Genomic DNA, 21,114 nt, shown 5'->3' with positions numbered 1-21,114 from the left:
CCATATGGGCACTTTGAACAAATCTTTCCGCGCTAACCTCCGACTCCTTGAAGTAATGTATGAAGCGGTTCTGTCGATCTGTGTTGTGGCTACAAGCTTAAACACATCGCGCATTTGTTGGTAGCAGGCCCTGGCCTCAATTGGAGGTGACAGTTTCCCTTGATATTCCGTTCAAGAAGCAGATTCTTGCGCTCGAACGCGAATTCCCTTCCGCGAACGCAATGTGAGCGTGACGGGCCATGCCGCCAGCAGGGCCCGCCGGCATACCGACACGCGCGATCAGTCGTCGGCACGCCGTTGTGACACCCAGGGCTGACTATGCCCCACGAACGCGCCTTGTTGCTCCTGAGTGAGGTACGAAAGCTCACCGAGCACGCCGTCGATCGAAGCATCAGGAGTTGCGACCGTCACCGATACAGTGTTCGGTTTCTTGTCCAAGACCATCCCCTTTGCCACCATCACCGTCCGGCCGGTGTCCGGATCATGGGAGAAGTGTTCACCTTGGTTCGTTCGCGCGGAGATAATCCCTTGGCACTCAAAGCTCTGGGCCTTTTGCAGCAACGCGCCCGCCTTCGATTGCATCGCTTGCTGGCCGACCTCAGTCGGTACGATTTCGTTGGTCATTTCACGTCCTCCCGTCGTTACGCACAGGTGCATTGACGGCGAAGATCGTCCCGCGCGTCAGAAAAAATCTCGCCGCAGACCCTGCATGCGTCCAATTGAGCTGCGGTGTACTTCTTGTCTCGCAGCACTTCCTGCAGATGCTCGTAACTTTTGCTCCACGATGCGGGCCTGACAACATGCTTTTGGAGTTCAGCCCGCCAGGGACCAGAATCAGCGCCCCTCCGCACGTGGTGATGGAGGGTAGGCGTTACCACAACAGAAAGCGGCTCGGCCTTGCCTCGCACCTTCATCGTTTGGTGTTCGACCAGAATGAAACCGAATCCAAGGTGGCAGCTACGACCATAGGGGATGTCGTTATACTCATCACTACGGCAAAACTCTCCGGCCACAAGGTTTGGCGGCGGAAACTCAAGGACCCACGGTCGAGTACTAGCGATCCATTCAGCCACGTTTTCCAAATGCCCTGAGACTACCCGTGCAGTCTCGTGTCGCAAGAACATCAAATGTTTCTTTAGCGTTCTGGACGGCAGCTCAGGCGCCAGGCCCGACGCTATCGCTCCCGAGGCTGTCGCCGGCCCGAGATTCGGATGAGAGGTCTCGGCCAAAATCTTGCGTCCGACGTCCGCATACTTCGGCGAGAACAGCAGCTTTTGGGTGTAGAGAAAGAGCCGGTGTTGCTCGATGTGTTCCTGGACATGCGAGCCGACACGAACCTTTTGTATTTCGAGCTCGACGCTGCTTGGGGGCGAAATCCCAGTGCGCTCGCATGCTCGCATGATGGCAGTCTCCGCACGCTGCAAGACAACGTCCTCACGCAGGCGCCTGGCCCATGGCCGACCGTGTTTCGTGTTTTCGTCGACTACAAACGGGAGGTCGATCGACTTCGCTTCTTCGTAGCTCGAGACACCGGAGCCAACGAGGGCAGCAACAACCAACTGAGCAGTGCTCTCCGGGGTAAATGGAAGGCTATTTGCCCGTAGGGCTTGAGCGGCCGACGTGGCGGCGCGCATGGCGATCTTTGTCATGATCAATCCTGTTCATGGCGTTCATCAGAATCATCGAAACATTGCTGGGGATGCCCCGATGCCGATGCGCGAACGAAGAATGCATCAAGCAAAGCGGGTGAACTACTAAGGTGAGGGAGCCCACAGGGCCGAAACGTATCGAAGGTGGTGTATGTAAGCAGCACACACCACGACGGCGACCGGGCTGATTATCGGGGGAGGTTCTGCAACCGTCAATAGTGAATTAACGCGCACGGCGAGGGAGGAGCGCGTGGGGAAATGTAGCTACATTTCGCGGTCACGTTCGAATGCGGCGGTTCAAGGCGCCGTTTGGTTGGTGAGCGTGAAGCGAGGCGCCGAGCGCAGTCGTCTAGACATTCAGCTTTCAGGCACCTCAGTTCTATAAACGCAACGGATGGACAAAATCCGGGAAGATTGCTTGTAGCCCGTCTGGCACATGTCGCGCATTTCTTTCTAAGATGCTTTAAGGCGGTTTTGGCGGCTTCTGGCCGTGGATTCAGTCCGTCGATGCAACACACTAGGCGCTGCGTGAGCAGTGGAGGTGTTGCAAATGAAGCAAAGGCGCAGGATCTACTACACCCAGGCATCGGGGTCGTCGGAAATGCGACCGGCGGAGCTTCCGCACTCCCCGGCCCCATCGGTCAAGGGAAGTGAGATCTCGCTCTCCCCCGTCGCATCCCCATCGCCCAACGCTGCGCCGATTGGAAAGGAGCATTTTCGGCCACATAGCTATGGCCGGAGTGTCGACGAACTGCGAGGCAAGTTGGCCCGCGAGTCTGTCCGCGTCTTCCGTAAGGCGTCCGGGATCGCGGCCGATGCCACGCGCCCGGTGGTGGAGCGCCAAGCGGCGCATCGAGAATCGGTGCAAAAGGCCGGCAGGCAAGGTGGGGCGGTATTGGCAACCGGTATTTCCTGACTGGCCACAAACACTTCTTCGTCACCCTGCAGGAAGCAGCTTGACGGCGCCCGCGGCATTAGGAAAGCAGGCTCTACTGCGGGATAGCCCCGCGCCTCGCCCGGTTCATTACTGGCGTTTCCGCGTACCAGGGGGTGCGATCTGGCTTGACCCCACGCCACTATGGCTTCGTCAGGTTGCTGAAGGCGGCAAGCACGTCCTTAGCCACCACCTGATTGCCCGCCCCGCTTTGCCTCGCAGAGGTAGCCCGCTACACTGTCTTAATGCACTATGCTCGCGGCGCGTCAGCGCACGCTTCTGTCGCTCGTCATTCCGTGGACGGCGGGAAGGTGCGCGGTTAGAACGTTGTCGGGATTCCTGCGTGCGAACACTATTCGCGCTTAGTGGCAGCCAGCAGAAGCTCCTGAAAATGCATAGGAAGCTGATTCAGGCCACGGTAGAAGACCAGTTCCTTCGCGCGTTCAATTGTCAGGCCGCTTTCCGTTAGCTGCAGCTTGTCTATGGTCCATAGCCCTTTCGGGCTGAGGCCCTGGATGACGACGCCCGGTTCGTGACCTGCCTGCTCTAGGAAGGATATGTGACCATTCGGCTCGTCCAGATACGGGTGGACGATTCGAAACGTGGTGGTGTCATAATCAGCTCCCAACGCCTCTACAGTGTCGAGGTCAGCTTTGATGGCGAAGCCATTGCAGTACTCGCAGGCAATTAGAAGATTCTTCGCATGGAATGTCCATTGCTGATAGAGCGCCTTGGGCGCTATGTGATCCCGATGGGCCGTTCGCCTTCCTGCCGCGCCAACAGGTAGTGTGCACCACGCACACCGATAGCCCTGTACTTCCAGTCCGTGTGTCATTACCGCGGTTTTGAAATTTCTCACGGAATTCGCTCTCGATTTGTCCCACTTCGCTGAGCGTTGGTCTTCCGGTATCTTGTCGAGATTTTGCTGATCTGCGGCGGCAATAGTCGCGGGCGTCTGTATCTTGAGCATGCTTTTAGCCGATCAGAGCGTTGTTGATAGTATTCAGAATCTGATCGAACGCTGGGTTGTCCGGGGCTTTCACCTTGTCAAGCCGGTGTTTGATAGCGTGCAGCTTTTCCCGGTCCAGCTTGGCGGGATTGGCGAGCATCATTAGCGCTTGCGTCAGGTCATGCTCGACGTAGAAGTTCGTGACGGAGCCGATACCAAAAGCCCGGTAGAGGATGTTCTCCGGCGTTCTTCCGAACACGTCTCCTTCAAAGTTCGTGAAATGCCAACGGCCGGTCTGATCGGTTTCGGCGACCACGAGCGACGCGGCATCGCCGACGTCCGAAACAAGGAAATGGGAGTGCGTGGCTATCACCACGTGAGCCGACGGGAGGTGTCGGAGGGCCTTGAGTAGGGTGGGGATGTATCGAATCTGCCAGGACGGGTGAAGGCTGATTTCGGGCTCGTCGATGACGACGACGCTTCCGTTCTCGGCGTGTCGGAAGAGGCGGGTGAACGTCCCGAGGATCTGTCTTTCGCCTGAGCTGAGGTCTGCAAATGGGGTGCGCCGGCCGTTCTTTCGCACCATCAAACGGATCTCGTCGGCTAGGCGCATCTTGCGCATAAGGTCGATTCCCGCTTCCCAGGTGATCCTAGTGATTAGCGGATCGTCGCGCAGCGCGGACAGGGGAAGGATATAGCTTGCCTTTGATTTGAGGGGCGGGAAGTTGTCCCGATCCGCACCCTCACATAGCCTGCCGAGTCGCCGGAAGAAGCCTGCAATATCTCTTTGTGTGAGCGGCGCGCTGCCTTCATCGGCATGAAATTTGAGATGCTCGGCCGCGTTCTTCGAAGACGAGCGGCGAATCCGGCGATCTAGGTCGTCAACGTCTTGGATGTGGAAGACTTCGAACGGCAGGCCGCGTAACTCGATCTCGAACTCATCAGAAATCTGTAGGATAGCCAGCCACTCGTTCAGCGCGAGCGGATATGTTTCTGACTGCTGGCCGGCGAGTATGTCGGCAACAACCTTGGCCTCAAGGGCACCGGTGGTTACTAGGTTCGTGGCCTGACGCAACCCGAGATACCGGTAGAAGTCCTTTTTCTCGTTGTCGGAATAGCGGAATTTGTCGGTAGGGAGGTGTGCGACGGCTAATGCACGGCTTGGAAACGGAACTTTGGTTGGATCCGCCTCTTTCCCGTTGATGAAAGCCTCGATCTTGGTACCCATCCGAACCACGCGATAGAGATTGTTGCTATGGCGATACGTAATGGTACCGGTCTTCGCCAACCGGAGGTGCTTCGCACGCTGATCAGGGTAAAGCAGCGAATGCATGAAGGCCAGCTCTTCCACCACGGCGGCAATTGCCGTGCTTTTGCCCGAGCCATTCGGGCCGATCACTACGGTGACCTTGGGACCGGATTTCTTGTCCTCATGAGAGTGTAGCGGTACTAGGAGTCCGTCGGACTGACACGATACGAGGTAGAACGGCTCTGCCAACAGATTTCTCCTTATTCTCATGGCACCCGCAGGGGCGGCGGGGTCTGGTTATTTGCGACGGTGAATCAGCGGCGCGGCGACTCGTCGCTTGGAACTTACATTATCCCTGCGTCAGTTTTTTTAAGTGTTTGTATGACACTTCCGGTTCGTCTGCCATCGCCACCGTCTTCTGAAAACGGCTATGCAATCAGCATCCTGCAAGCCACCAGCTTGCAACGGTCGACATTGCCCCATCGGGCAACAGGATCTTGTTAAATGTCACGTCGTCTGACAAGGGCGTCCGCTTCCTTGCTTCCGGCCTGTGCCAGGAGAAAAACGTGCTGTCGAGCGCGGCTCGGCAGACTTCCTCCGTCATGTATCTCCCAATCTTTAGTTTGGGGTACCGTCCCATCGCTTGAAACGCTCCGTGGATTCTACTGCCGAAATATAACGTAAGGCGCATCTCACATTGGCATAATAGGGCGCTACCTCCAATAATTCGACAATGGCGACCCAAGAGCAATTCGAGCACTTTCTCACAGACCCCACCCTGTCGCGCGCGATTGAGGCATCCCGACGCGTGGACGACGTCTTTGAATTGATTCGCCCAAATGAGAACCAGCATTCGAGCATTCTGCAATGGTTGTTCGATCCCCGGGAAGGACATGGCCAAGGCGAGGCGATTTTCAAGGACTTCCTCACCGCGGCCCACGAGGCCAATCGGGACGCCGGAGGGGAGCAAGAACTCCTGGCCTACTGGACGCCTGGTCGGATCGCTGTTGCGGGATTTCAGTCGCTTATAGTGGTGCGCGAACGAGCTATGGTGAGCAATGCTGGACGACAGGACTTATTCCTCGTCGACCCAGTTCACAAGTTCGTCCTCCTTGTCGAGAACAAGGCCGGCCGGAAGTGGAGCACTGAACAGCTTAAGTCGTACCGCGACGGCGCAACAAGACTGACCGCGAAGGTGCGCGGCCCCTTCCCTGGCTACAAGACCGGCTTTGTGCTGCTCGATCGCTATAAGGACGTCGAGGATACTCCGTCCACCCCTGCCGCATCGCGAGAGATCAGGCGTTGGGCGTATCTAGACTATGGTTGGTTGGAGAAAGCCGCACGTCGGGCCGAGGCACGGGTTGAGAAGGGGATAGAGGCAGGGCAGCAACTCGTCATCGCGTACTGCCGGCGCCAGGCAGAATACAAATCCAAGGACGAAGAGGAGCTCGAGGCACTCCTGTCAGCGTTGGTGCGCGATCACCGTGACGTCGTGGCTGACATTGGCGTCGCACGAGCAAGGCGGCACCCCGTGGCTAAAGATCTTCGCATGGACGGCCACGCTAGCCAGTTATGGATCTGGACTCATCAGCATAAAGACCTAGCATTGAAGCTTCGGGGCCAGAAAACCTTTTCTTTCCTGAAGCATGACCTGAAAACAGCAATCGCCAATCTTCGACCGGACGTTCGCCCGCACAAACGCGAGGCTTTCGTGATTGATGAGTCCTGGGAGAAGTTGATGAGGACGGAGCCCGATGAGCGCGGTCGGATTCTCTGGCCTATCTGCATTTTGATTACTCAAATGCAAGCAGACGAAGATGATGATGTGGAGTTCGGCGCTGCGGCCAGGCGCTACAAGATCTGCGTTCAGTTCAGACCACATCACTTGAGGGAAAGTGGCATCGAAACCCCAATCCGCAGCGCGTTGGCAATCAAATACCCAAAGGACATGACAAGGCGGCAAGATGCCAGGCGGCGGCGGTTTGGACACGTGGAGAACATTGGGGAAGACCAACTCGTCGAGAAGGTCGCTACACTTTACCGCACACTTCACGCCCTTCTTACACCAACGCTTGGGAAGGGCTAAGCTTTCACCTTGGCAAAAGCCGGGACAAAAGCCTTCATATAATCTTGGGAGACTCCTCCAACCTGCCGTCAATGCGTTAGTCTGAAGTGACGAATCATTCATGATTACAATGCAAATGCCCATGGCAGATGCGTTGTAGGCATCAGATATGTAACTTTGTGCATGTCCGATGCCTCTTGAGCCCACTACCGCGTTCTAGCTCGAAGCCCCTCTCCGCTTCTGCTCTGGCCAACGCACAATTTCCTCCCAGTGCCCAGCCACGTCCTGTATGGCGCGCCAATCCCATCCGGATTTCCCGCTTTTCCTCCGCCGCCACCGCCGCCGCGAAGAACAACAACGCACAACCACAGCCTGCGCGATAAGACGCCGATGTCGATGCTGATGGTCGATATTGACCGCTTCAAGCGCATCAACGACAACTGGGGCCACGCCAGCGGCGACCGCGTGCTGAAGAAGCTGGCCGACGTGATGCGCGCGACCGTGCGGGCCATCGACGTGCCGGGCGCGCATCGGCGGCGAGGAATTCGCCGTGCTGCTGCCGCGGATGGCAAAACGCGCCTCGAATAACGCGGCGGTTGGCCAGCCCGGTCAGCGCGTCGGTCTCGGCCAGTTCGCGCAGCGCTTCGCCGCGGGCGAGGTAGTGCGAAAACAGCTTGCGGAAGCCCTGCAGCGTGACCCACAGCAGCAGCCCCAACGATAGCGCGCTGGCTGCCAGCACCGCGCTCAGGTGCGAGGCGGTGCGCAGCAGCAGGGGGGCGGAGGTCAGCGAAAGCTGAACTCATCATGTGCTATCCGGAATAAGAGGCAAAGAACTCGATGCGTCATTGCCAGATAAGGAATGATCGAGGCTGCCAGGTATGGATATCGCCACTGCTGGCATGGATATCGGCGTGCACTTAACTCGCGGCGCAAAAAGTTTCATGACGGTCCCGCCACCTTGCGCCACGGCCATGCTGATAGATTCACCCGACCACACCCTGTCCCGAATGCCCTGTCATGGTTATCTCGACAAGCCTCCCGCGCTGGCTGCGCGGCGCGTTGGCCGGCATTGCGCTGGCCGTGGCCGCGCATCCCGGCGAGGCCGCGCCGGTCAGCCTGCCAGGATCGCTGCCGAACATGGTCGGCCTCGGCGTCGGCTCTACCACCGAGTTCGCCGGCGGCAAGGACCGCATGATCGGCGTGGTGCCCGGCGTGCGCTACGTGACCCCGGGCGGCCGCCTGCTGGAATGGTATGGGCCGTATGCACAGTTCAATTTCGGCGGCCTGACGGGATTCCAGTGGGGGCCGGCGGTAGGGCTGCGGCTGGGCCGCAACAATGTCGACGATCCGGTGGTGGCGCAGGTGCACGAGATCGACAGCACGGTGGAGGCGGGCGGGTACATCGGCTATGAATACCTGAACCCTGGCCGCGTCCCGTGGCGGCTGCGCGGCGGCATCAACGTGATGACCAATGCCGGCATCGTTTACGGCGGCAGCCGCGTCACCGCCACCGGCACCTTCTGGATGCCGCTGCACCAGCGCATCTACGCGGGCATGGGCCTGGGCGCGACCTGGGTCAGCGGCAGCTTCAACCGTACCTACTTCGGCGTAACGCCGGCGGATTCGGCAGCCAGCGGCCTGCCCGTCTACAGCCCGGGCGGCGGGCTGGAGCAGTTTACGGGCTGGCTGGCGATGATCTACCAGTTCGACAAGCACTGGTATGGCGGCGCGATGGTCTACGCGCAGCGGCTGGCCGGCGACGCGGCCGACAGCCCGATCGTCACGCAGCGCGGCACGCGCAACCAGATTACCTATGGCATCGGCCTGGCTTATTCGTGGCGCTAGGTGCGGTCCGGCGCGGGGCCGGCTTGCTATGATGCAGCCATGGTCGACGAGCTAGTCATTCCCCACCACGAATACCTGATCACCGCGATCCGCGCGCAAGGCGCGGGCGGCCAGAATATCAACAAGGTATCCAACGCCGTGCACCTGCGTTACGACGTGCGGGACTCTTCGCTGCCGCCCGACCATAAGGAACGCCTTCTGGCCCTGCACGATCACCGCATCACGCGCGACGGCGTGGTGGTGATCAAGGCGCAGCAATACCGCAGCCTCGAGCAGAACCGCGACGAAGCGGTGCGGCGCCTGCATGAACTGGTGCGCAGCGTGGCCACCCCGCCGCGCGTGCGGCGCGCCACGCGTCCGACGCTGGCATCGCGCCGGCGCAGGCTGGAAGGCAAGAGCCAGCGCAGCCAGGTCAAGGCGCTGCGCGGCAGGGTGCTCGACTAGCCCCGCTTGCGAGGCCAGCCTTAGGTCAGCGGGCCGACTGTAGCGCGGCAATGCGTTCCTCGATCGGCGGATGGCTGGAGAACAGCGCCATCCACGACTTGCCGCCGGCAATGCCCATGGCCTGCATGTTCTGCGGCAGTCCGTCCGGCTCCAGGCCGCCCAGGCGGCGCAACGCCGAGACCATCGGCGTGGGCGAACCCATCAGGCCCGATGCGCCGGCATCGGCGCGGAATTCGCGCTGGCGCGAGAACCACGCCACGATGATGCTGGCCAGGATGCCGAACACGATCTCGCAGACGATCACGGTCACCATGTAGCCGATGCCGGGGCCGCTCGATTCTTCGTCGTTCTTGCGCAGCATCGAATCGACGAAGTAGCCGACCACGCGCGCCAGGAAGATGACGAAGGTGTTGACCACGCCCTGGATCAGCGTCAGCGTGACCATGTCGCCGTTGGCCACGTGCGCGACCTCGTGCGCCAGCACCGCCTCCACTTCCTCGTGCGACATCGATTGCAGCAGACCGGTGGACACCGCCACCAGCGAGCTGTTCTTGGTTGCGCCGGTGGCGAAGGCGTTGGGTTCGCCGTCGTAGATCGCCACCTCGGGCATGGGCAAGCCGGCGCGCTGCGCCAGCTTTTCCACCGTCTGCACCAGCCACAGCTCGGTGCTGGTGCTCGGGTGGGTGATGACCTGCGCGCCGGTGGACCACTTGGCGATGGTCTTGGACATCAGCAGCGAGATAAACGAGCCGCCAAAGCCCATCAGCGCCGCAAAGGCCAGCAGCATGCCCAGGTTCAGGCCGTTGGCGGTCAGGAAGCGGTTCACGCCGAGCACGCTGGCGGTGATGCTGAGGACGACCATGACGGCGATGTTGGTCGCCAGGAAAAGCAGTACGCGTTTCATGTGTGTATGGAATGCAGTCGAGTGCAATCGAAGTGGATGTGGAGCAACTACGGCGGGGATGCGGACGAGCCGCAAGCGCGCACCGCACCCGCGGCACGGCGCGCAGGAAACGGCGGACGCGGACAACCGCGGCCGCGCACGCTCAGGCGCGCGGCGGGCGGGGCAGCAGCGGCAGGTCGGGTTCGGGCAGCGCGGCGCCGGCGTAGCGCGGCGGGCCGGCGCGGCCCGCCCACGCTGCCAGGCGCAGCGGAGATGCCGGCAGCAGTTGCTCGGCAAGGTCGGCGCCGGGCTGCGGTTGCGGCTCGGGGGATTCGGGAGAAGGGACGGAATCGGCCAGGACGGACGGTTCAGCTTGCGCGACATCGCCGGCCATGTCATCGGACCTTTGGTCGGACATTTTGTCGGCTGCACTTGCAGCCGGTGCGGTGGCGGACGCCGCCAGCCCGTCGCCGATCGTACCCGCGGCGTGCGCGAGCGCGCCCGCCCAGCCCGGCAGGGGCAGGAAGGCCAGCATCATGACCAGCAGGAGAAGCCGGAGCGAACGCAATTGGGGGACGACTTATCGGTGGTGTTGAGGGATTCTACAGGATGCGCCATGACGTCGGCGCCGGCTGCCGCACGCCGCTGCAAGGTTGCGCAGGCTGCCCTACACTAGCCAAAACCCTGGAGCGATTACAGGATTCGATCTTCCAAGACAGGACTTCCACCATGCGTATCGGCGAGCTTTCCCGTACCAGCGGCTGCGATGTCGAGACCATCCGCTATTACGAACGCGAGGGGCTGCTCGACGCCCCGCGGCGCGAGGCCAACGGCTACCGGCGCTATGACGACGGCCACCTGGTGCAGCTGAACTTCGTGCGCCATTGCCGCTCGCTCGGCATGAGCCTGTCGGACGTGCGCAGGCTGCGCGAGTTCGAGCGCAACCCGTCGCAGGATTGTGACGACATCAACACGCTGCTGGACCGCCAGATCGCGCAGATCCATGCACAGCGGGTGGCGCTCGAAGCGCTGGAAGGGCAGTTGCGCGCACTGCGCGAAACCTGCCACCATCACCACCACCAGCCCGCCAGCGAATGCGGCATCCTGCAGAACCTGCAGCAGGCCGCCGCCGGGGCCGCCTGTGAATGCCATCCTGGCGCGCACGATAGCGCCGACGATAGCGGGCATGCCGCCAATGGGTGAGGTACGCGGACGCATCGCTGTGCTACGATGACTGTCACCGTGATCGCACCACAGCGGTGCACGAGCCCGGGCGGCGCCTTGGATGGTAAGCAATGACTTACGTTGCCGGCCTTACGGCCAGATGGCCGCCGCACTCCAATCTTTTCCACATGACCGTGAACGATCGCCTGACGCCGATGACCGACGCGCCTGTCCGCCTGCAGCGGACCGGCCGCCCGCGCGCGTCCGCGTTCGCCATGTCCCCGCGCCGGATCAGCGCACCGCCTGCATCCGCCCGGTTCCCAGCCTGACTCTCCCCCACACGGGGCCCGGGCCGAACCGGGCCCGAGCCAGCCTCTCCATGGTTGCCGACGACTGACACGTCGCCGGCACCGTCGATATTCGCGCTGCTGCGCAAAGCCAAGACCTGACCGCGCTGCCGCCCGCCACGTTCATGCGGCCGGGCCGCGCCAATCCATGACTGCCGGAGGATCCGCCATGAAGGCCACCAAGAAGCAATCCGCCAAAACCACACGATCCACTCAGGTGGCGACCCCGTCGCTGTACCTGACCGAGCTCGACGTCACGCGCCTTGAGCGCATCGCCAGCCGCGCCGGATCGACCCAGCTCGAAGACATGCTCGACAGCCTGCTGGCGCGCGCCACGATCGTTGCGCCTGACGAAATCCCGACCGATGTGGTCACCATGAACTCGCGCCTGGTGTGCACGCTGCCTGGCGATCCGTCGCCGCGCAACTGGACGCTGGTCTACCCGGATGCGGCCGATTTCGACGCCGGCCGGCTGTCGGTGCTGTCGCCGGTGGGCCAGGCGTTGCTGGGCGCACGTGCCGGCCAGACCGTCGGCTACCGCCTGCCGGACGGCCGTGAGCAGCAGGTGACGATCGGCGAGATCGCTTTCCAGCCGGAAGCCAGCGGCCAGTACACGCTCTGAGCGCAGCGCGCGCCCGCCGGCGCGTGCCGGCCGGGCCACACGCAAGCCCAGCCGCCTGCGTGCAACCGGCGCTCCGTGGACACCATTCATCGGCAAGCGAGTCGTTTCACGACTCGCAACGCACCATTCGTCGCAGCGGCATTTCTGCTTGCGCGCACTGTGACTAATCTTCAGTCCGTGCTCGCATCGCAACATAGATTGCCGGGCGGTCGGAGTTTCACCCGGCCAAAAAATAAGACCGACGAAATCAGTTGAAGGAGTCCCGAAATGATCGCCAGACGTATCCTTGGCGGCGCGCTTGTGTTCGCGGCAGTGGCCGCGTCCGCTGCGGCGTTGGCTGCCCCCGCCACCAGCAAGGTCGGCAAGTTTGATGTGTATGCCGATGCGCTGCGCGCCGGCAAGTACGACGTTTACACCGACGGCGCCAAGCAAGGCAAGTTCGATACATATACCGATGGCGCCCGCACCGGCCGCTTCGATGTGTATTCGGAAGGCTCGCGCCAGGGTGGCAAGTTCGACACCTTCACCGAAGGCACGCATACCTTCAGCGGCGAGATCTCCAAGCAAGGCAAGTTCGATACCTTCAGCGAAGGTACGCACACCTTCAGCGGCGATATCGCTGACCGCGCGCTCGACAACTCGCGCACGGGTGACGGCTCGCTGTACGGCTATCGCGTCTGAGCGGCACAGCCGAACGCCTGACCTTTCCGGTCCTCGCCTGACCTGAAGCGGCCACCACGGTGGCCGCACGTTTTCTCTCCCGCCTGCCCGGCCGACCTCCTCCTCCTTCTCTCTTCGCCTGGCAGGCGTTTTTCTCCCCCGTCTTTCTCCTCTTTGTCCGATTGTGCTGATTGCAAGCCCACGGCTGCGATAGCCTGCGCGCGTCTCATGCCGCCGGCGGCTGCGTGGCAGCGGCGTCGTGCCGCTCCGCCTGCGCCTTTGGCAGCCTGCGCGCGATCGCCGCGTACAGCAGCGGCACCGCCAGCGTACCCAGCACGAACGCCAGCGAGGTCATCACCACCGGGCGCAGGCGCTGGCCAGCCGCGCGCCCGGCGGCCTCCACCACGCTGGTCACGCCCTTCGCGCCGCGCACCCCTCCGGCGTTGGGGTGCCCTTGGGCTAAGGCTTCAGGGCTCGCGCGCGGCGAAGGTGTCGCACTTGCGGACGTCACCCGACTCGATGCCGCGGCGCAGCCAGCGCACGCGCTGTTCGCTGGAGCCGTGGGTAAAGGCCTCCGGCACGACATAGCCTTGCGACCGGCGTTGCAGCCGGTCATCGCCGATGGCGGCGGCGGCCTTCAGGCCTTCCTCGATATCGCCCGGTTCCAGCAGTTGCTGGTTGGCGCGCTGCGCGGTGGCGGCCCACACGCCGGCCAGGCAATCGGCCTGCAGTTCCATGCGCACCGACAGCTGGTTGGCCTGCGCCTCGCCCATGCGGCGGCGCGCGGCGTCGACCTTTTCGGACACGCCCAGCAGGTTCTGCACATGGTGGCCGATCTCGTGCGCGATCACGTACGCCTGGGCAAAGTCGCCGCTGGCGCCAAAGCGCTTGCGCAGTTCGTCATAGAAAGCCAGGTCGATATAGACCTTCTGGTCGCCGGGGCAGTAGAACGGGCCCATCGCCGACTGGCCGGTGCCGCACGCGGTCGGCGTGGCGCCGGAGAACAGCACCAGCGTCGGCGGTGCGTAGCGGCGGTTCAGCTCGGTCTCGAAGATGTGTTGCCAGGTGCGCTCGGTATTGCCCAGCACCTTGCGCGTGAACACCGTCATCTGGTCGGTGGCGGGCGGGCGGTTGGCCTGCTGCTGCTGTTGCTGCTGGCCAGAGCCTTGCAGCACCGATGCGCCCTGCATGATCAGCATCGGGTCGATGCCGAAGAAATACGACGCGGCCAACGCGACGATGACCGTGCCAATGCCGATCGACTTGCCGCCCAGCCCGCCGAATCCGCCGCGGCGGTCTTCTACGTGCTGGCTTTCGGCTTCGTCATCGAGGCGCATGTTGCAGGCTCCTGGGGCAATGTGAGGGAGATCCGGGATTTGCCGGGTTGAAAGTCAGTATAGCAATGGGCTCGGGCGGCCCGCGTGCGCCCAAAACCGCCCCCCTTTTTGTACGCCTCTTTTGCCTTTCTGCGCCCCAAAAAAAACACCACCCGATCGCCCTGGAGACGGGCAACGCGGGCGGTGTGCGGCAAACATAAGAAACCGGGCTTGCGCCCGGTCCGGTCACTGCCTGAGCGTCCCGCGACGGGACGCTGGTGCGTCGGCTAGGCCAATGCGGCTTCCCGCGTGGACGAGGCCGTGGCCACTGCGCTGGCGCCGACTTCCGCCACGCGCAGCAGGTTGGTCGTCCCGCCCTGGCCGAACGGCATGCCGGCCGCGATGGTGATCTGGTCGCCCGGCGCGGCGTAGCCTTCCACCAGCGCCGCGCGCGTCGCGGCCTCGACCATCTCGTCGACGCTCTGCACGTCCGGGCTCACGGTGGAGTGGATGCCCCACGCGATCGCCAGCCGGCGCGCGATGTCCAGGTTGGGCGTGATGCTGACGATCGGCGCGCACGGCCGCTCGCGCGCGGCGCGCAGCGCGGTGGCGCCCGACGACGTATAGGTCACCGTGGCCGCCGCGCCGATGATCTGCGTGACCTCGCGCAGCGCGGCGCAGATCGCGTCCTGGCGCGTGTTCAGCGGGGTCTCGTGCTGCGCGTCGAGCAGGTTGCGGTACAGCGGGTCGCGCTCGACCTCGGTGACGATGCGGTTCATCATCGACACCGCCTGCACCGGGTAGCGGCCGTTGGCTGACTCGGCCGACAGCATTACCGCATCGGCGCCTTCGTAGATCGCGCTGGCCACGTCCGACGCTTCGGCGCGCGTCGGTACCGGCGAGTCGATCATCGATTCCAGCATCTGCGTGGCGATCACCACCGGCTTGCCCAGCTGGCGGCACACGCGCAGGATGCGCTTCTGCACGCCGGGCACGCGCTCGGGCGGCAGCTCAACGCCCAGGTCGCCGCGCGCCACCATCACCGAGTCGGACACGCGCACGATCTCTTCCAGCTGCTGCAGCGCGGCCGGCTTCTCGATCTTGGACAGGATGCCGGCACGGGTGCCGACGATCTCGCGCGCCTCGACGATATCCGACGGACGCTGCACGAACGACAGCCCGATCCAGTCCGCGCCCAGCGACAGCGCGAAGTCCAGGTCCTTGCGGTCCTTCGCCGTCAGCGCGGGGATGGGGATCACCGCGTCGGGCACGTTCACGCCCTTGCGGTCGGACAGCGTGCCGTTGTTGGCCACGCGCGTGGTGATGGTGCCAGTGGTGACCGACTCGATCGCCAGGCGCACCTTGCCGTCGTCGATCAGCAGCGACTGGCCCGGCTGCGCGGCTTCGAACAGCTCGGGGTGCGGCAGGTAGACGCGGGTGCCGTCGCCCGGGGTTGGATCGCTGTCGAGCACGAACACGTCGCCGGTGCGCACCGCGACCTTGCCCGCGGCGAAGGTGCCGATGCGCAGCTTGGGACCCTGCAGGTCAGCCAGCACGGCGATGGGACGGCCGGTCTCGGCCTCGATCTGGCGCACCGCGTCGTAGCGCGCGCGGTGGTCGTCGTGCGTGCCGTGGCTGAAGTTCAGGCGGAACACGTCCGCGCCGGCCTCGAACAGCGCGCGGATCGCCGCGATGTCGGTGCTGGCGGGGCCGAGCGTGGCCACGATCTTCGCTTTGCGCTGGCGTCTCATGATGTCTCCTCTTCCATTCTCGGTTGCGGCGCTTCGGCGCCGCGAGTCAGTCGGTACTACGTTGGCGGCGATCGTCAGACGATCAGGATCGCGCGGAAGTCGTTCACGTTGGTACGGGTCGGGCCGGTGACGATCAGGTCGTCCACGCCGGCAAAGAAGCCGTAGCCGTCGTTGTTCTCCAGATGCGCGCGCGCATTCAGGCCACGCCCGGCGGCGCGGGTCAGCGTGTCGGGCGACAGCAGCGCGCCGGCGTTGTCTTCCGAGCCGTCGATGCCATCGGTATCGCCGGCAATCGCATGCACGCCGGGCAGGCCGTCGAGCGCCACCGCCAGCGACAGCAGGAACTCCGCATTGCGCCCGCCGCGGCCCTTGCCGCGCACGGTCACGGTGGTCTCGCCACCGGACAGCAGCACGCACGGCTTGCTGAAGGGCTGGCCGCGCTGGGCGACCTGGCGCGCGATGGCGGCGTGGACTTCGGCCACTTCGCGCGCTTCGCCCTCGATGCAGTCGGACAGGATGTGGGCCTCGAAGCCCAGTTCGCGCGCGCGCGCCGCGGCGGCTTCCAGCGATTGTTGCGCGGTCGCCAGCGTCACGCTGCGGTGGCCGTTGAAGCGCGCGTCGCCGGGCTTGGGCGTTTCACCCGCGCCGCTCTCCAGGTGCGCGCGCACATTGGCGGGCACGTCGATGCCGTACTTGGCGATCACGGCCAGCGCATCGGCGCAGGTAGTCGCATCGGGCAGCGTCGGGCCGCTGGCGATGAGGGTCGGGTCATCGCCCGGAATATCGGAAATCAGCAGCGTCTCCACGCGCGCCGGCGCGCAGTGCAGCGCCAGGCGTCCGCCCTTGAGCGCGGACAGGTGCTTGCGCACGCAGTTCATCTCGCCGATGCTAGCGCCGCTCTTGAGCAGCGCCTTGTTCACGGCTTGCTTGTCGGCCAGCGTCAGGCCCGGCGCGGGCGCGGCCAGCAGCGCGGAGCCGCCGCCGGAAATCAGGCACAGCACCAGGTCGTCGGCGGTCAGGCCCTGCACCAGTTCCACCATGCGCTGCGCGGCGCGTGCGCCGGCTTCGTCGGGAACAGGGTGGGCGGCTTCGACCACTTCGATCCGCTTGCAATCGGCACCATGGCCGTAGCGCGTCACCACCAGCCCCGACAGCTCGCCTTGCCAGTTCGCTTCCACCGCTTGCGCCATCGCGGCGGCGGCCTTGCCGGCGCCGATCACCACGGTGCGGCCCTTGGGCGGCGCGGGCAGGTGCGGCGGCAGGCAGTGGCTGGCGCTGACGGAAGCGACCGCGGTATCGAACAGGTCGCGCAGCAGCGCGCGCGGATTGATTTGTCCGGGATGGGCTGCCGTGCGCTGGGGCGACAGCAGCGCGGCTTGGGGTTCGGTGGCGAGCATGAAGAATCCTGGTGCTGACGAGGTACTGGCTGACTGCGAAAGCTAGTCGTCCCCGCGGGGCGGGGACGACGGGGTTGCTGCTTACTTGGCGTTGGCGATCTGATGGTTAGACATGATCTCGATCGCGCGGCACAGGGCCGAGTGGTCCTGCTTGCCAAGGCCGTTGGCCGAGCAGGTGTTGAACAGCTCCTGCGCGGTGGCGGTGTTGGGCAGTGCCACGCCCAGCGCCTTGGCACCCTGCAGCGCCAGGTTCAGGTCCTTCTGGTGCAGTTCGATGCGGAAGCCCGGATCGAAGGTGCGCTTGACCATGCGATCGCCATGCACTTCCAGGATGCGGGAGGCCGCAAAGCCGCCCATCAGCGCCTCGCGCACCTTGGCCGGATCGGCGCCCGCCTTGGAGGCGAACAGCAGCGCTTCGGACACAGCCTGGATGTTCAGTGCGACGATGATCTGGTTGGCCACCTTGGTGGTCTGGCCGTCGCCGTTGCCGCCCACCAGCGTGATGTTCTTGCCCATCAGCTCGAACAGCGGCTTGACCTGGTCGAAGGCCTCCTGCGGGCCGCCGACCATGATCGTCAGCGATGCGGCCTTGGCGCCGACTTCACCGCCCGACACCGGGGCGTCCAGGTACGAAGCGCCCAGCTTGTTGATGCGCGCGGCGAAGTCCTTGGTGGCGATCGGCGAGATCGAGCTCATGTCGACCACGATCTTGCCGTAGCTGGCTTCCTTGCCGGCGGCCTTCAGCGCGGCGGCAACGCCCTTGTCGGCAAACAGCACGGCCTCGACGTGCGGCGTGTCCGGCACCATGATGACGATGATGTCGGCGCGCTTGGCGACTTCCTCGGCGCTGGTGCAGACGGTCACGCCTGCATCGACCAGCGCTTGCGGGGCCGGGTTGACGTCATGCACGAACAGCGTGTGGCCGGCGGCGCGCAGGTGGCCCGCCATCGGTGCGCCCATGATGCCCAGGCCGATGAAGCCGACGTTGCGTAGGTTTGCCATATTGATGTCTCCTTGCTTGAGAGTAAGTCTGTCTTGGTTCGAGTAGGTGGTAGCGGGTTACCGCGGGGGCTTACTGCACGCCGTGCGCGGCGCGCCAGCCCAGGCCGGCTTCGGTGGTGGTCTTCGGCTTGTATTCGCAGCCGATCCAGCCGGTGTAGCCGATCTCGTCCAGGAACTTGAACAAATACTGGTAGTTCAGCTCGCCCGTGCCCGGCTCGTTGCGGCCCGGGTTGTCGGCCAGCTGCACGTGCCTGATCTTCGGCAGGTTGGCCTTGATGGTGTTGGCGATCTCGCCCTCCATCCGCTGCATGTGATAGATGTCGTACTGCACGTACAGGTTGGGCGCGTTGACCTGGTTGATCAGGTCGACTGCCTGCTGGGTGCGCGACAGGAAGAAGCCGGGAATGTCGAAGGTGTTGATCGGCTCGACCAGCAGGTCGATATGCTCGGCGGCCAGCGCGCCGGCGGCGAAGCGCAGGTTTTCCACCAGCGTTTCCTGGGCCTGTTCGCGCTTGACGTTCTGCGGCAGGATGCCGACCAGGCAGTTCAGCTGGCGCACGCCCAGCACCTTGGCGTACTTGATGGCCTCGCCCACGCCGTCCTGGAATTCGCCGGCACGGTCCGGGTGGCACGCAATGCCGCGCTCGCCCGCGTCCCACTTGCCGGCGGGCAGGTTGTGCAGCACCAGGTCCAGCTGGAAGCGGTTCAGGCGGTCAGCGATCTGGTCCGCGTGGAACGCATACGGGAAGAGGAACTCCACGCCGCGGAAGCCCGCGCGCGCGGCGGCTTCGAAGCGGTCGAGAAAGCCCACTTCGTTGAACAGCATGGTGAGGTTGGCCGCAAGTTTGGTCATTTTGTCATCTCCTGTGACTTGGTTTTTGTTCGTCGTTCCCGCGGAGGCGGGAACCCAGTGACTTTCAAAGACGCTGGATTCCCGCCTCCGCGGGAATGACGTGTCGGACTGCAAGGGGCTGTGGAGCCTTACGCCGTTTCCACTTCTTCGTTCAGGATGGCCTCGTCCGCATCCTCGATGTCTTCGATCGGCTCGAACTCGTTGATGTTGTCGATCTCGGTGCCCATCGCGATATTGGTCACACGCTCCAGGATCACCTCGACCACCACCGGCACCGAGAACTCGGCCATCAGGTCGCGCGCTTCAGCAAAGGCGGGGGCGATGTCTTCCGGCTTGAACACGCGGATCGCCTTGCAACCCAGGCCTTCCACCACCTTGACGTGGTCCACGCCATAGCCGTTCAGCTCGGGCGAGTTGACGTTGTCGAAGGCCAGCTGCACGCAGTAGTCCATCTCGAAGTTGCGCTGCGCCTGGCGGATCAGGCCGAGGTAGGAGTTGTTCACCACCACGTGGATGTACGGCACCTTGAACTGCGCGGCCACGGCCAGTTCCTCGATCATGAACTGGAAGTCATAGTCGCCCGAGATCGCCACCACGTCCGAGTTCGGCGAAGCGGTCTTCACGCCGATCGCGGCCGGGATGGTCCAGCCCAGCGGGCCGGCCTGGCCGCAGTTGATCCAGTGGCGCGGCTGGTTCACCGACAGGAACTGCGCAGCGGCGATCTGCGACAGGCCGATGGTGCTGACATAACGCACGTCGCGCGGGAAGTACTGGTTCATCTCGCGGTACACGCGTTGAGGCTTGACCGGCACGTTGTCGAAGTCGCTCTTGCGCTGCATGGTGCGGCGGCGCTTCTGCACGTCGGCGACCCACGACTTGCGGCACGGCAGGCGGCCGGCCATCTTCATTTCGCGGGCGACTTCGACGAACAGCTCCAGCGCGGCCTTGGCGTCGGAGACGATGCCCAGGTCGGGGCCGAACACGCGGCCGATCTGGGTGGGCTCGATATCGACGTGCACGAACTTGCGGCCCTTGGTGTAGACATCGACGCTGCCGGTGTGGCGGTTGGCCCAGCGGTTGCCGATGCCCATCACGAAGTCCGAAGCCAGCAGCGTGGCGTTGCCGTAGCGGTGCGAGGTCTGCAGGCCGACCATGCCGGCTTGCAGCGGGTGGTCGTCGGCCAGCACGCCCCAGCCCATCAGCGTCGGCACCACCGGCACGTTGACCAGCTCGGCGAACTCGACCAGCAGCTCCGAAGCGTCAGCGTTGATCACGCCGCCGCCGCAGACGATCAGCGGGCGCTCGGCCGCGTTCAGCATCGCGATGGCCTTTTCGATCTGGGCGCGCGAGGCGGCCGGCTTGTATGGCTGCAGCGACTGGTAGGTGTCGGGATCGAATTCGATCTCGGCGACCTGCACGTCGAACGGCAGGTCGATCAGCACCGGACCCGGGCGGCCCGAGCGCATGATGTGAAACGCTTGCTGGAACACTTGCGGCACCAGTGCCGGCTCGCGCACGGTCACGGCCCACTTGGTCACGGGCTTGGCGATCGACTCGATGTCGACGGCCTGGAAGTCCTCCTTGTACAGGCGGGCGCGCGGGGCCTGGCCGGTGATGCAGAGGATGGGGATCGAGTCCGCCCAGGCCGAGTACAGGCCGGTGATCATGTCGGTGCCGGCGGGGCCCGAAGTGCCGACGCAGACGCCGATATTTCCCGGCTCGGCGCGGGTGTAGCCCTCGGCCATGTGCGAGGCGCCTTCGACGTGGCGGGCCAGCACGTGGCTGATGTTGCCCGACTTGCGCATCGCCGAGTAGAACGGGTTGATCGCTGCGCCCGGCACGCCGAACGCCGTGGTCACGCCTTCCTTCTCCAGAACCGCGATGGCCGCGTCGATTGCTCTCATCTTTGCCATGATCTTGTCTCCAATGGTGGTGGGATTCGCATTGGAGTCGATCCTATTCCCCCAACCCGGGCGGGATAAAC

General features: G+C 63.8%; 19 protein-coding genes and 1 pseudogene. 7 read left to right on the top strand and 13 right to left on the bottom strand.

Going from position 1 to position 21,114, the window contains the following annotated elements:
* Nucleotides 1-279: 279 nt before the first annotated feature.
* The 4 genes from E1J61_RS31650 to E1J61_RS31635 all read right to left on the bottom strand — a co-directional run bounded on the left by E1J61_RS31650 (nt 280) and on the right by E1J61_RS31635 (nt 5,030).
* Nucleotides 280-624, bottom strand: a complete 345-nt coding sequence (locus E1J61_RS31650) for a hypothetical protein (RefSeq protein WP_133097810.1) — start codon at nt 622-624, stop codon at nt 280-282.
* A 17-nt stretch (nt 625-641) separates the two neighbouring features.
* Nucleotides 642-1,649: a hypothetical protein gene (locus E1J61_RS31645; RefSeq protein ID WP_133097809.1), complete on the bottom strand. Its 1,008-nt coding sequence runs from the start codon at nt 1,647-1,649 to the stop codon at nt 642-644.
* Nucleotides 1,650-2,935: 1,286 nt separating this feature from the next.
* Nucleotides 2,936-3,553 carry an HNH endonuclease gene (locus E1J61_RS31640; protein ID WP_133097808.1) on the bottom strand — a complete coding sequence of 206 codons (618 nt, stop codon included), beginning with the start codon at nt 3,551-3,553 and terminating at the stop codon, nt 2,936-2,938.
* Nucleotides 3,554-3,557: 4 nt separating this feature from the next.
* Nucleotides 3,558-5,030 carry an ATP-binding protein gene (locus E1J61_RS31635; protein ID WP_165971589.1) on the bottom strand — a complete coding sequence of 491 codons (1,473 nt, stop codon included), beginning with the start codon at nt 5,028-5,030 and terminating at the stop codon, nt 3,558-3,560.
* A 484-nt stretch (nt 5,031-5,514) separates the two neighbouring features.
* Between E1J61_RS31635 and E1J61_RS31630 the strand changes: the two genes are divergently transcribed.
* The 4 genes from E1J61_RS31630 (at nt 5,515) to arfB (ending at nt 9,135) form a co-directional block, all read left to right on the top strand.
* A complete protein-coding gene (locus tag E1J61_RS31630; protein WP_133097806.1) occupies nt 5,515-6,867 on the top strand; it encodes a PD-(D/E)XK nuclease family protein in 1,353 nt (450 codons plus the stop codon).
* 369 nt (nt 6,868-7,236) lie between these two features.
* The gene (locus tag E1J61_RS38490) at nt 7,237-7,434 is read left to right on the top strand and encodes a diguanylate cyclase (protein WP_243737061.1); all 198 of its coding nucleotides are present in this window, start codon (nt 7,237-7,239) and stop codon (nt 7,432-7,434) included.
* 429 nt (nt 7,435-7,863) lie between these two features.
* Nucleotides 7,864-8,691: a MipA/OmpV family protein gene (locus tag E1J61_RS31620; RefSeq protein ID WP_133097805.1), complete on the top strand. Its 828-nt coding sequence runs from the start codon at nt 7,864-7,866 to the stop codon at nt 8,689-8,691.
* A gap of 39 nt (nt 8,692-8,730) precedes the next feature.
* A complete protein-coding gene (arfB, locus tag E1J61_RS31615) occupies nt 8,731-9,135 on the top strand; it encodes an alternative ribosome rescue aminoacyl-tRNA hydrolase ArfB (RefSeq protein ID WP_133097804.1) in 405 nt (134 codons plus the stop codon).
* Nucleotides 9,136-9,160: 25 nt separating this feature from the next.
* On the opposite strand, the gene htpX is transcribed toward arfB, so the two are convergent.
* Nucleotides 9,161-10,039: a protease HtpX gene (gene htpX, locus E1J61_RS31610; protein WP_133097803.1), complete on the bottom strand. Its 879-nt coding sequence runs from the start codon at nt 10,037-10,039 to the stop codon at nt 9,161-9,163.
* Between the two features lie 142 nt (nt 10,040-10,181).
* Nucleotides 10,182-10,556 carry a hypothetical protein gene (locus tag E1J61_RS31605; RefSeq protein WP_133097802.1) on the bottom strand — a complete coding sequence of 125 codons (375 nt, stop codon included), beginning with the start codon at nt 10,554-10,556 and terminating at the stop codon, nt 10,182-10,184.
* 191 nt (nt 10,557-10,747) lie between these two features.
* Between E1J61_RS31605 and E1J61_RS31600 the strand changes: the two genes are divergently transcribed.
* The 3 genes from E1J61_RS31600 to E1J61_RS31590 all read left to right on the top strand — a co-directional run bounded on the left by E1J61_RS31600 (nt 10,748) and on the right by E1J61_RS31590 (nt 12,832).
* The gene (locus tag E1J61_RS31600) at nt 10,748-11,221 is read left to right on the top strand and encodes a Cd(II)/Pb(II)-responsive transcriptional regulator (RefSeq protein WP_133097801.1); all 474 of its coding nucleotides are present in this window, start codon (nt 10,748-10,750) and stop codon (nt 11,219-11,221) included.
* 477 nt (nt 11,222-11,698) lie between these two features.
* Nucleotides 11,699-12,151, top strand: coding sequence for a nucleoside diphosphate kinase regulator (rnk, locus tag E1J61_RS31595; RefSeq protein WP_135706119.1), 453 nt, complete (start codon nt 11,699-11,701; stop codon nt 12,149-12,151).
* Nucleotides 12,152-12,418: 267 nt separating this feature from the next.
* Nucleotides 12,419-12,832 (top strand): hypothetical protein, encoded by a 414-nt coding sequence (locus tag E1J61_RS31590; protein WP_029046599.1) that lies wholly within the window; start codon nt 12,419-12,421, stop codon nt 12,830-12,832.
* Between the two features lie 205 nt (nt 12,833-13,037).
* On the opposite strand, the pseudogene E1J61_RS31585 reads toward E1J61_RS31590, so the two are convergent.
* The 7 genes and pseudogenes from E1J61_RS31585 to gcl form a co-directional block, all read right to left on the bottom strand.
* A pseudogene (locus E1J61_RS31585) lies at nt 13,038-13,220 on the bottom strand (hypothetical protein); the annotation flags it as partial.
* A gap of 58 nt (nt 13,221-13,278) precedes the next feature.
* Nucleotides 13,279-14,148 (bottom strand): neutral zinc metallopeptidase, encoded by an 870-nt coding sequence (locus E1J61_RS31580; protein WP_133097798.1) that lies wholly within the window; start codon nt 14,146-14,148, stop codon nt 13,279-13,281.
* 266 nt (nt 14,149-14,414) lie between these two features.
* A complete protein-coding gene (gene pyk, locus E1J61_RS31575) occupies nt 14,415-15,878 on the bottom strand; it encodes a pyruvate kinase (protein ID WP_133097797.1) in 1,464 nt (487 codons plus the stop codon).
* Between the two features lie 74 nt (nt 15,879-15,952).
* Nucleotides 15,953-17,275: a glycerate kinase gene (locus E1J61_RS31570; protein ID WP_133097796.1), complete on the bottom strand. Its 1,323-nt coding sequence runs from the start codon at nt 17,273-17,275 to the stop codon at nt 15,953-15,955.
* 81 nt (nt 17,276-17,356) lie between these two features.
* Nucleotides 17,357-18,277: a 2-hydroxy-3-oxopropionate reductase gene (locus E1J61_RS31565; protein WP_133097795.1), complete on the bottom strand. Its 921-nt coding sequence runs from the start codon at nt 18,275-18,277 to the stop codon at nt 17,357-17,359.
* A gap of 70 nt (nt 18,278-18,347) precedes the next feature.
* Entirely contained in the window at nt 18,348-19,130 is a 783-nt protein-coding gene (gene hyi / locus E1J61_RS31560) for a hydroxypyruvate isomerase (protein WP_133097794.1), read from the bottom strand.
* Between the two features lie 128 nt (nt 19,131-19,258).
* Nucleotides 19,259-21,043: a glyoxylate carboligase gene (gene gcl / locus E1J61_RS31555; RefSeq protein WP_133097793.1), complete on the bottom strand. Its 1,785-nt coding sequence runs from the start codon at nt 21,041-21,043 to the stop codon at nt 19,259-19,261.
* Nucleotides 21,044-21,114: the final 71 nt, after the last annotated feature.

The organism is Cupriavidus sp. L7L (genome assembly GCF_004353535.1).
Classification (GTDB): Bacteria; Pseudomonadota; Gammaproteobacteria; order Burkholderiales; family Burkholderiaceae; genus Cupriavidus; species Cupriavidus oxalaticus_A.
The sequence above is the reverse complement of the archived record's forward strand: the minus strand, read 5'-3'. Positions and strand labels throughout refer to the sequence as shown.

What these genes read in the sequence shown, in the direction of transcription:
- E1J61_RS31650 (WP_133097810.1), bottom strand. Translation starts at nt 624, where the DNA reads ATGACCAACGAAATCGTACCGACTGAGGTCGGCCAGCAAGCGATGCAA.
- E1J61_RS31645 (WP_133097809.1), bottom strand. Translation starts at nt 1,649, where the DNA reads ATGACAAAGATCGCCATGCGCGCCGCCACGTCGGCCGCTCAAGCCCTA.
- E1J61_RS31640 (WP_133097808.1), bottom strand. Translation starts at nt 3,553, where the DNA reads ATGCTCAAGATACAGACGCCCGCGACTATTGCCGCCGCAGATCAGCAA.
- E1J61_RS31630 (WP_133097806.1), top strand. Translation starts at nt 5,515, where the DNA reads ATGGCGACCCAAGAGCAATTCGAGCACTTTCTCACAGACCCCACCCTG.
- E1J61_RS38490 (WP_243737061.1), top strand. Translation starts at nt 7,237, where the DNA reads ATGTCGATGCTGATGGTCGATATTGACCGCTTCAAGCGCATCAACGAC.
- E1J61_RS31620 (WP_133097805.1), top strand. Translation starts at nt 7,864, where the DNA reads ATGGTTATCTCGACAAGCCTCCCGCGCTGGCTGCGCGGCGCGTTGGCC.
- arfB (WP_133097804.1), top strand. Translation starts at nt 8,731, where the DNA reads ATGGTCGACGAGCTAGTCATTCCCCACCACGAATACCTGATCACCGCG.
- htpX (WP_133097803.1), bottom strand. Translation starts at nt 10,039, where the DNA reads ATGAAACGCGTACTGCTTTTCCTGGCGACCAACATCGCCGTCATGGTC.
- E1J61_RS31605 (WP_133097802.1), bottom strand. Translation starts at nt 10,556, where the DNA reads ATGATGCTGGCCTTCCTGCCCCTGCCGGGCTGGGCGGGCGCGCTCGCG.
- E1J61_RS31600 (WP_133097801.1), top strand. Translation starts at nt 10,748, where the DNA reads ATGCGTATCGGCGAGCTTTCCCGTACCAGCGGCTGCGATGTCGAGACC.
- rnk (WP_135706119.1), top strand. Translation starts at nt 11,699, where the DNA reads ATGAAGGCCACCAAGAAGCAATCCGCCAAAACCACACGATCCACTCAG.
- E1J61_RS31590 (WP_029046599.1), top strand. Translation starts at nt 12,419, where the DNA reads ATGATCGCCAGACGTATCCTTGGCGGCGCGCTTGTGTTCGCGGCAGTG.
- E1J61_RS31580 (WP_133097798.1), bottom strand. Translation starts at nt 14,148, where the DNA reads ATGCGCCTCGATGACGAAGCCGAAAGCCAGCACGTAGAAGACCGCCGC.
- pyk (WP_133097797.1), bottom strand. Translation starts at nt 15,878, where the DNA reads ATGAGACGCCAGCGCAAAGCGAAGATCGTGGCCACGCTCGGCCCCGCC.
- E1J61_RS31570 (WP_133097796.1), bottom strand. Translation starts at nt 17,275, where the DNA reads ATGCTCGCCACCGAACCCCAAGCCGCGCTGCTGTCGCCCCAGCGCACG.
- E1J61_RS31565 (WP_133097795.1), bottom strand. Translation starts at nt 18,277, where the DNA reads ATGGCAAACCTACGCAACGTCGGCTTCATCGGCCTGGGCATCATGGGC.
- hyi (WP_133097794.1), bottom strand. Translation starts at nt 19,130, where the DNA reads ATGACCAAACTTGCGGCCAACCTCACCATGCTGTTCAACGAAGTGGGC.
- gcl (WP_133097793.1), bottom strand. Translation starts at nt 21,043, where the DNA reads ATGGCAAAGATGAGAGCAATCGACGCGGCCATCGCGGTTCTGGAGAAG.